The following is a 9,093-nucleotide window of genomic DNA, read 5'->3' on the forward strand; positions in this document are numbered from 1 at the left end:
GAGAAGAAGGCTAAGCTTCTCTATGATTTCCTCGACAGCTCCGAGATGTTCAAGGGCACCGTTGTTCCCGAGGACCGTTCGCTCATGAACGTTCCCTTCGTAACAGGCGACGCTGATCTTGACGCGAAGTTCGTCAAGGAGAGCACAGCGGCAGGTCTTGTTAATCTCAAGGGTCACCGCACCGTAGGCGGCATGCGCGCTTCTATCTACAACGCTATGCCCTACGAGGGTGTTGTTGCTCTCGTTGACTTCATGAAGAAGTTCGAGGCAGAGAATAAATAATCTATTAAAGGACTGATTTGTATGTATAACGTACTCAAGTTAAATAAAATCGCGGCAGTCGGCACCGACCGTCTCGGCGCGAACTACAGCTGTGCAGACAGCGTAGAGAATCCCGACGCGGTTCTCGTCCGTTCCGCTTCCATGCTCGACATGGAGTTCGGCTCAAACCTCCTCGCTATCGCGAGAGCAGGCGCCGGCACAAACAATATCCCCAAGGACAAGTGCGCTGAGCAGGGCATCGTTGTTTTCAACACTCCCGGCGCCAACGCAAACGCCGTTAAGGAGCTTGTTCTCGCGGGACTTCTCCTCTCCTCCAGAAAGGTCGTAGAGGGCATCGAGTGGGCTAAGACCCTCAAGGGCAACGGCGACGCTGTCGGCAAGATGGTCGAAAAGGGCAAGAGCCAGTTCGTAGGCCCCGAGATCATGGGCAAGACCCTCGGCGTTATCGGCCTCGGCGCGATCGGTATTCTAGTTGCGAACACGGCTGACGCTCTCGGCATGAAGGTCGTCGGCTTCGATCCTTTCATCTCCGTTCCCAACGCTCTCAGACTCAACCCCGACGTCACTCTGCTCAAGAGCGCAGAGGAGGTCATGACCGCCTGCGATTACCTCACTATCCACGTTCCGCTCACTCCCGAGACAAACGACATGGTAGACGCTGAGATGATCGCCAAGATGAAGGACGGCGTTCGCATTCTCAACTACAGCCGCGACGGTCTTGTAAACGCCGACGCTGTGCTTGAGGCTCTTAAGAGCGGCAAGGTTGCCAAGTACGTTACCGATTTCGGCAACGACAAGCTCCTCTGCGAGGAGAACGTCATTGTTCTTCCGCACCTCGGCGCTTCAACTCCCGAGTCTGAGGACAACTGCGCTGTAATGGCTTGCGACCAGATCAAGGAGTACCTTGAAAACGGCAACATCATCAACTCCGTCAACTATCCCGCGATTTCTCTCCCGAGAAGCGGCGACAAGCGCGTTTGCGTTATGCACAAGAACGTGCCCGAGCGCATTTCCGACGCTATCAGCGGCGTGACCGTGACCGGCATGCTCACAAAGAACCGCGGCGACTTCGCTTACACCATCGTTGATGTAAAGGGCGACGTTGACGCTGACAAGATCGCTGCCGCAGACGGCGTGATCAAGGTAAGAGTTCTGTAATTTAATGTTAAAATAGGGCTGACCTGCGGGTCAGCCTTTTTTAGTTGGGTAGTTGGCAGCGTCATTCTGCGTTCAAATATATTTCGGAGCGGAGCGACCCTTAATTTTTCATTTTCCATTGTCAATTTTCAATTAAAACAGCGTTATTCCGAACATATGCAGTATCCAAAGTATCAGCCCGTATAAAGTTGCGGCGAAGGTGCCGTAGACGATCACGGGGCCTGCTATCGCGAACATCTTCGCGCCGATACCTGTGATAAGACCTTCTGTCTTGAACTCTATCGCGGGCGATGACATCGCGTTCGCAAAGCCCGTGATAGGAACGAGAGTACCTGCTCCGGCGTGCTTTGCAAGCTTGTCGTAAACGCCGAGAAAGGTCAGCAGTATTCCGAGAAAAATCAGCGTCACCGACGTCAGAGTTTTCGCGTCCGTTTCGTTTAAGCCGAGGGCGCTGTAGGCTTCAAAAAAGCCCTGTCCGACAACGCAGATTCCGCCGCCGATACAGAACGCCGCAAGGCAGTCGACGTATGTTTTAGATTTCGGCGAATTGCGTTTCACAACCGCGCTGTATTCCTGTGGAGTCACATAGACCACTTCCTGTCAAAAAAACTGTACTTTTATTATTTCCGCGCGCGCCCTAATTATGTTAAATTTATCACTTTATTTTTTTACAGGTTTGTAGTATAATAACTATATATGTGTTAAATTACGCTAAAAAGGAGGTCAGGGCTTGCATTATCTCGACAACAGCGCGACGACGGTCGTATCATCCGCCGCGGCGCAGAAGGCTCTCGAAATCATGACAGAGAACTTCGGCAACCCTTCCTCTCTCCATACCCTCGGAATCAACGCCGAGCATGAGCTCGAGGCGGCGCGTGACAAGGTCGCGCGGGCGATCGGCGCGGACAGCGGCGAAATCACCTTTACGAGCGGCGGCACCGAGGCTAACAACCTCGCGCTTTTCGGAGCCGCTGAGGCGAAGCGCAGGACGTGCAAACGGGTGATAATCTCGTCAACGGAGCACAGCAGCGTGCTGGAAGCGGCAAAGAAGCTCAGCGACAGCGGATTTGAGGTCGTGCGTATCTCTCTCGCGGAGGACGGAGTTATCCGCCCGGAGGACGTGGCTTCCGCCGTAACGCCGGACACCTCGCTTGTATCCGTCATGTTAGTCAACAACGAGACCGGAGCGATTAACCCCGTCGCAGAGATATTCGAGGCGGTTCGTTTGAAAAACAAGTCCGTGCTCTGTCACACCGACGCGGTTCAGGCGTTCGGCAAGCTCGACATCAAGGTAAAAAAGCTCGGCGCGGATCTGCTCACCGTCAGCGCGCACAAGGTTCACGCTCCCAAGGGCTGCGGAGCCCTGTACATAAAAAAAGGCGCGAGGATTTTGCCGCGTCAGTACGGCGGCGAACAGGAGAAGCGCATTCGTCCCGGCACCGAGCCGCTGCCTGCGATCGCGGCTTTCGGCGTCGCGTGCTCGGAGTTTGAGATAGAAAAAAACCTCGCTCTTGTTACCGACTTAAACAATTACGCGCGTGAAAGGCTCTCGGCGATCGACGGCGTTCTGATCAATTCGCCCGAAAACGCCCTGCCGTACGTGCTCAACATAACCGCGGGCAGGGTACGAAGCGAAACCATGCTGCACTTCCTCGAGGAGAGAGAAATCTATGTTTCCTCGGGCAGCGCCTGCGCAAAGGGCAAGCCCAGCCACGTTCTCGCGGCGATGGGCTACTCAAGACAGCGTGCCGACAGCGCGCTGAGGATAAGCTTTTCAAAGTTCAGCACAAGGGACGACGTTGACGCGCTTGCTGAGGGGATCGCCCTCGGACTGAAAATACTCGCTCACAGATAAGGAAAAAATATGAAAGAAATACTTCTTTTAAAGGACGGCGAAATCGTTCTCAAGGGACTCAACCGCCGTCAGTTTGAGGACGCGCTCAAGCGCAACATAAAGCACTCGCTTTCGGATCTGGGACGGTTCGATATCTCGTCGGCGCAGTCGACGATCTACGTAAGACCGCTCGACGACGGAGTTGATTTTGATGAAGCCTGCGACAGGATATCGCGGATCTTCGGAATCGTCTCATTCTCCCGCGCGGCGATGTGTCCCGAAAAGACGATGGAGTCAGTGCTTGAGACCGCTCCCGTATACCTAGAAAAAACGCTCAAGGCAGCCGGGACCTTCAAGGTCGAGGCTAAGCGCAGCGACAAGAAATTCCCGCTCAGGTCGCCCGAGATATGCAATGTCGCGGGAGGTCTGCTGCTCGAGAAATTCCCGCACCTCACCGTCGACGTCCACAATCCCGACGTGACGGTCTATGTTGAGATACGCGACTTCGGCGCCTATATCCACGCCGATCCCATTCGCGGCGCGGGCGGAATTCCCGTCGGCACCGGCGGACGTGCCGCGATACTCATCAGCGGCGGCATCGATTCGCCCGTCGCGGCGTACATGATGGCTAAGCGCGGCATAAAGCTCACCGCAATTCACTTCGCAAGCCCGCCCTACACCAGCGCGAGAGCCGAGGAGAAGGTCGTGAAGCTTCTGCAGAAGGTCAGCCGTTACGCGGGACCGATGCGCATGTACACCGTTCCGTTCACAAAAATCCAGGAAAAGCTCCGCGACGACTGTCCCGAGGAGCTGTTCACGATAATCATGCGCCGCCTGATGATGCAGATTTCCGAGAGGATCGCGAAGCAGCGCGACTGCGGCGCACTCATCACCGGCGAGAGTCTCGGTCAGGTCGCGAGCCAGACCATAGGGGCGCTGGGCTGCACCGACGAAGCGACGGACATGGTGGTTTTCCGTCCGCTCATCGGCATGGACAAGCAGGAGATCATCAATATTTCATACAAAATAGACACCTACGAGACCTCGATCGAGCCCTACGAGGACTGCTGCACGGTATTCACTCCGCGTCACCCCAGAACAAAGCCGATACTCAAGTTTGTGAAGGCGGCGCAGGAGCAGGCGAATTTCGAGCCGCTGATCGAGGAAGCGATGAATAATCTTAAGATCACATATATTGAGTAACTGACCACTAAAACGGAAGGAAAGTAACGGCGTGTTTATTGAAATTATTTCCGTGAGCAAAAAGACCGAGCAGGACATGCTGCCCGACCGCGAGGACGAGCTGCGGCTGAGTCTTGCGAAATACGGTTATTCGCTCAAAGCCATAAAAAAGACAATTCTGCACCCGACGCTTATCAACGCCGAGCTGAGCAGCATCGCGAAGTCGGACGACAAGCCCGACGTTGTGATCATCGCCAACGCCCTGCGCACCAAGGACGAAAGCTCGTTCAAGAAATACTTTGTCGAGACTGTAGCCGCCGCAGAGCGCGCCGAGAACGAGCCGGTTCCCAAGGACTACTGGAAGAAACGCCGCAAGGCGGTAGTCGAGGCGAAGCAAAACGGCGCGACCACTCAGGAGCTTGAGGCTCTTGAAAGCGAGCTCGACGTTACGAGGAAGAAGGCGAAGGTGTTCTCTCTCGGCGACTTCGGAGAGGGCTACCGCGGCTACTGTTTCATCTTCAAGGGAATCCGCGTAGCGGCGGTTCCACAGGCGGAGCTGACCGGCGTGGACTTCGGTCAGGTCGCGGCGCTCGCCGCCGTTCGCACCACCGAGATTTACGAGAACTCCTCGAACGACTACCCCGACGGCTTCGGCACCGAGAAGTACACGCCGCCGAAAACCGACTTCAAGAGCCGCTACGTTCCGATGCGCGGCGATTCAAAGTCCGAAATCGGCAGAAAGTGCGTTTCGATCGGCATGGCGCTCGTTTTCATCGTGGCGTTCGGCTTCCTGATGTATAACATGGTTTTCCTGAGCCTGCAGAACCAGCAGCTCAACAACGAGATCCAGAAGGTTGCTCACCGAACCGAACGCTCGGAGGACGACAACGCTCCCGATGTTGACGACGGCAGCGGCATAGACTGGGACGAGCTGCTTTCGATCAATCCCGAGATCGTCGGCTGGATCTACATAAACGACACAAAAATCGACTATCCCGTCCTCTGGCACAAGAGCGACGATATGTACAGTCAGTACTACCTCAACCACAACTACAAGGGCGACTGGGATTCCTACGGCACGATATTCCTCGACTACCGCGACCTCGAGGGCACCGACAGCAAGAACATCGTCATGCACGGACACCACATGAACGACGGCTCGATGTTCGGCAACCTGATGAATTATGCCGGTATGTCGGGCAACCTCGATTTCTACAAGGAGGCGCCGATCATTGAGTTCGACACCCCGAAGGCTGACGGCAAGTACAAGATAATCTCCGTCTTTAAGACGAACACCCTCTCGAGTCAGGGCGAGTTCTTCAACTACCTGAGAGCGGATTTCCAGAACGACAAGGACTTCATGAACTACGTCTACGACGTTCGCGTCCGCTCGCTGATAAACTGTCCCGTCGATGTAAACGAGGACGACGAGCTGATTACGCTCTCGACCTGCTCGTATGAATTCACAAACTTCCGTACCGTCGTCGTCGCGAGACGCGTCCGCATAGGCGAGGAGGCGAAGGTCGATACAGACAAGGCGAGCATCAACGACAACGCTGTCTGGCCGCAGGTTTACTACAACGCCTACGGCGGCACAAGACCCGAGGTCACCGACTTCGTGACCGCCTACGAGCACAAGGAAATCGACTGGTACGACGGCAAGCTCGACGACGGCAAGCTCGACTTCAAGGATCAGAAGGTCACCGGCACCACCGACGAGGACGACGAGACCACCGCCGGCAAGAAGAAGGGCACCACAGGTCAGCCCACCACGGAGCTGAGGATCTTCTACACCGTAACCTTTATCAACTACGACGGCAGCGTGCTCAGTACGCAGGATGTCGAGGACGGACTGTCGGCAGACCCGCCGGCAGACCCCGAAAAGCCCAGCGACGATTTCTACGACTACGTATTCAAGGGCTGGCAGCTCGACTACAACGTCGTGCAGAGCGATATGACTATCGCGCCGATATTCGAGCCCGTCGAAAAGACGCCGTAGGAGGTGCGATATGGACTGCTCAGTTATCTACTACGCGGCGAGGAAAACCTCGCTGTGCGAAAAAACGCTCAACCGCTGTCTTTCGCAGCTGCGGCTCAGGATCAGCTCGGCGTGCTTCGCCAACGGAGCGCAGCAGCTCGGCGAAAGGCTCATTGAAGCATTCAAGACAAACGGGATTTGCATTGTCGTCGGCGGAACTGAGTTTTCCGACGACCGCTCGGTAACGAGGATCATCTCGAACGCCGCGGCGTCAAGCAAGCCCGAAACGGTCAGAAGACTGCCATGCAGCGGCGGCTTCGGATATATGCTCAGGGCGGGCAATCAGCTTTTGCTGCTTCTGCCCGACGACCCCGCCGTGATCGAGGAGATCCTGCGCGGAGATTTAAGCGAATACATCACCAACACTATAATATAAATGATTGCGAGGGTATATGATATGAACACAAACGCGTTTGAAACCTATGAATCCGTTGTACGCTCTTATTGCCGGCACTTCCCCAAGGTATTTACCGAGGCGACCGGCGCCGTCATCAAGGACGAGGACGGACAGGAGTACATCGACTTTTTCTGCGGAGCGGGCGCAGTAAATTACGGCCACAACAACCCCTACATCAAGCAGAAGCTCGTTGAGTACCTCTCCACCGACGGAATTATCCACGCGCTCGATATGTACACCGTGCCCAAGCGCGAGTTTATCGAGACTCTTGAGGAGAAGATCATCAAGCCCAGAGGTCTTGACTACAAGATTCAGTTCTGCGGCCCCACCGGCACCAACGCGGTCGAGGCGGCTGTCAAGCTCGCGAGAAAGAACACCGGCAGAAGCAATATCTTCGCCTTCATGGGCTGCTTCCACGGCATGACCCTCGGCGCGCTCTCGCTGACCTCCGAGATGTACGCGAGAAACGGCGCAGGCGCGAGCCTCAACGACGTTACCCACATTCCTGCTCCCTATATGTTCGAGGGACTTGACGTTATCGAGTACATGCAGACTCTTATTGACGACGACCACAGCGCGGTTTCAAAGCCCGCCGCCGTTATCATGGAGACCCTGCAGGCTGAAGGCGGCATCCGTCCGTTCTCAGACCAGTTCCTCCGCGACGTAAGAGAGTTCTGCGACAGAAACGATATCCTGATGATCGTCGACGACATTCAGGTCGGCTGCTGCCGCTGCGGCACCTTCTTCTCGTTCGAAAGAGCGGGAATCAAGCCCGATATGGTCGTTATGTCCAAGTCCATCGGCGGTATGGGAATGCCCCTCGCGATCGTTCTTCTCAAGGAGGAGCTCGACAAGTGGAAGCCCGGCGAGCACAACGGCACCTTCCGCGGCAACCAGCTCAGCTTCATCGCCGGCAAGGCTAGCTTTGAGTGGCTGCTCAAGAACGACGTCGAGGCTGAGACAAGACGCAAGGGCGAGATCGTCCGCGAGTTCCTCACCAAAGAGGTCATCGCTCTCGACAGCAGACTTGAGCTTCGCGGCATGGGTCTTATCTGGGGTATCGACTTCGGCAAGATCGATCCCGAGCTCAGCGAAAAAATCATCGAGAAGTGCTTCGAGCAGAACCTCATCTGCGAGTGCGCGGGCAGAAACGGCGCGGTGCTCAAGATCATGCCGCCGCTTGTTATCGACGACGAGCTCCTGATGAAGGGTCTGGAAATCATCGCCAAGGCGACAAAGGAAGCGCTGGAGTAAAAAACACGGGATTGGCGGAGCGCCAATCCCGTGTTTTAGTTGGTAGTTGGTAGTATTTTAGTTGGCAGTTGGTCAGAATAAATATACTACCAACTACTAACTACTAACTGTCAATATTCCACTCCTTTTCTCGCGGCTATGCCTCTGTCGAAGGGGTGTTTTATTTTTTTGAATTCGGTCACGTAGTCCGCGGCGTCGAGGAACCTCTGCGGCGGCTTTCTTCCGGTCATTATAATCTCGATGTTGTTCGGGGCGTTGGTGATGAACTCAAACACCGAGCCCTCTGCGAGCATTCCCTCTTTGATTACGTCGAACACCTCGTCGAGCACGATCATGTCGTAGCGGTCTGACAGGGTGATCGAAACGGCGCGCTCGAAGATCCCGCGGTACATCACGCTGACCTGCTGTTTTTCGCGCTCGTCCATCTCGTAGGTGAATTTCAGCTCGAGCGGACAGGTGGTCAGGGTTATCCCTTCTACCGACTGCAGAGCTGCCCTCTCTCCGCTGTTTTCGGTTTTCAGAAACTGCACGAACATTACGCGCATACGGTTGCCCGCGGCGCGCAGAGCAATGCCCGCCGCGGCGGTGCTTTTGCCCTTTCCGTCGCCGTAGTAGGCGTGAATCATAGACATCTCCTCGCTTCTTTGGTTCATAGGTTTTGGTTTTTGGTTTTGATTTCAGGGCAGGCAATATTGTCCTGCAATTAAATTATAAAACGAAGCTTCCGATTTGACAATACAGCAAAATAAACAAAATTATACAGAGATGTTCGGAAAAGTTCTACAATGGATTTTTCCGCTTATTTTTGCCGGAGCTATTGAAAAAACGACTTGAATGCGCTATAATAACACTTGCGTGACTGCACACTGATATGCGATGAAGCGGGAGGTTGCGGCTGAAAGATGCCGGTTTTTCCGTGGAGTATGTCCGATTTTAAACCGGGCGATT

At 54.9% G+C, this 9,093-nt stretch carries 8 protein-coding genes and 1 pseudogene; 7 read left to right on the forward strand and 2 right to left on the reverse strand.

All coding sequences use genetic code 11. The features are described from left to right. Positions 1-282 (forward strand): annotated as a pseudogene (locus tag KQI64_RS05485) (3-phosphoserine/phosphohydroxythreonine aminotransferase); the annotation flags it as partial. A gap of 21 nt (positions 283-303) precedes the next feature. Continuing rightward, positions 304-1,440, forward strand: coding sequence for a 3-phosphoglycerate dehydrogenase family protein (locus KQI64_RS05490; RefSeq protein ID WP_216523722.1), 1,137 nt, complete (start codon positions 304-306; stop codon positions 1,438-1,440). A gap of 132 nt (positions 1,441-1,572) precedes the next feature. On the opposite strand, the gene spoVAC is transcribed toward KQI64_RS05490, so the two are convergent. Next, positions 1,573-2,025 carry a stage V sporulation protein AC gene (gene spoVAC, locus KQI64_RS05495; protein WP_330623016.1) on the reverse strand — a complete coding sequence of 151 codons (453 nt, stop codon included), beginning with the start codon at positions 2,023-2,025 and terminating at the stop codon, positions 1,573-1,575. A gap of 145 nt (positions 2,026-2,170) precedes the next feature. Here spoVAC and KQI64_RS05500 point away from each other — a divergent pair, with 145 nt between their 5' ends. The 5 genes from KQI64_RS05500 to KQI64_RS05520 are packed head-to-tail and all read left to right on the forward strand — an operon-like array spanning position 2,171 to position 8,145. After that, positions 2,171-3,295, forward strand: a complete 1,125-nt coding sequence (locus KQI64_RS05500) for a cysteine desulfurase family protein (protein ID WP_216523724.1) — start codon at positions 2,171-2,173, stop codon at positions 3,293-3,295. Between the two features lie 9 nt (positions 3,296-3,304). Then, on the forward strand, positions 3,305-4,477 hold the full coding sequence (thiI, locus tag KQI64_RS05505; RefSeq protein WP_216523725.1) for a tRNA uracil 4-sulfurtransferase ThiI: 1,173 nt from the start codon (positions 3,305-3,307) through the stop codon (positions 4,475-4,477). Between the two features lie 31 nt (positions 4,478-4,508). Beyond that, positions 4,509-6,455 carry a class B sortase gene (srtB, locus tag KQI64_RS10615; protein WP_216523726.1) on the forward strand — a complete coding sequence of 649 codons (1,947 nt, stop codon included), beginning with the start codon at positions 4,509-4,511 and terminating at the stop codon, positions 6,453-6,455. Positions 6,456-6,465: 10 nt separating this feature from the next. After that, positions 6,466-6,870, forward strand: a complete 405-nt coding sequence (locus KQI64_RS05515; RefSeq protein ID WP_216523727.1) for a hypothetical protein — start codon at positions 6,466-6,468, stop codon at positions 6,868-6,870. A 21-nt stretch (positions 6,871-6,891) separates the two neighbouring features. Then, positions 6,892-8,145 (forward strand): aspartate aminotransferase family protein, encoded by a 1,254-nt coding sequence (locus KQI64_RS05520; RefSeq protein ID WP_216523728.1) that lies wholly within the window; start codon positions 6,892-6,894, stop codon positions 8,143-8,145. Positions 8,146-8,255: 110 nt separating this feature from the next. Here KQI64_RS05520 and KQI64_RS05525 read toward each other — a convergent pair whose 3' ends face one another. Continuing rightward, a complete protein-coding gene (locus KQI64_RS05525) occupies positions 8,256-8,798 on the reverse strand; it encodes a cob(I)yrinic acid a,c-diamide adenosyltransferase (protein ID WP_253289194.1) in 543 nt (180 codons plus the stop codon). Positions 8,799-9,093: the final 295 nt, after the last annotated feature.

Origin of the sequence: Lachnoclostridium sp. MSJ-17 (assembly GCF_018918205.1) — a bacterium.
Taxonomy (GTDB): domain Bacteria; phylum Bacillota; class Clostridia; order Oscillospirales; family Acutalibacteraceae; genus Ruminococcoides.

Bases quoted from the DNA above. Each gene is read 5' to 3' on its own strand.
- KQI64_RS05525 (WP_253289194.1), bottom strand. From the start codon at position 8,798: ATGAACCAAAGAAGCGAGGAGATGTCTATGATTCACGCCTACTACGGC.
- KQI64_RS05520 (WP_216523728.1), top strand. From the start codon at position 6,892: ATGAACACAAACGCGTTTGAAACCTATGAATCCGTTGTACGCTCTTAT.
- KQI64_RS05490 (WP_216523722.1), top strand. From the start codon at position 304: ATGTATAACGTACTCAAGTTAAATAAAATCGCGGCAGTCGGCACCGAC.
- thiI (WP_216523725.1), top strand. From the start codon at position 3,305: ATGAAAGAAATACTTCTTTTAAAGGACGGCGAAATCGTTCTCAAGGGA.
- KQI64_RS05515 (WP_216523727.1), top strand. From the start codon at position 6,466: ATGGACTGCTCAGTTATCTACTACGCGGCGAGGAAAACCTCGCTGTGC.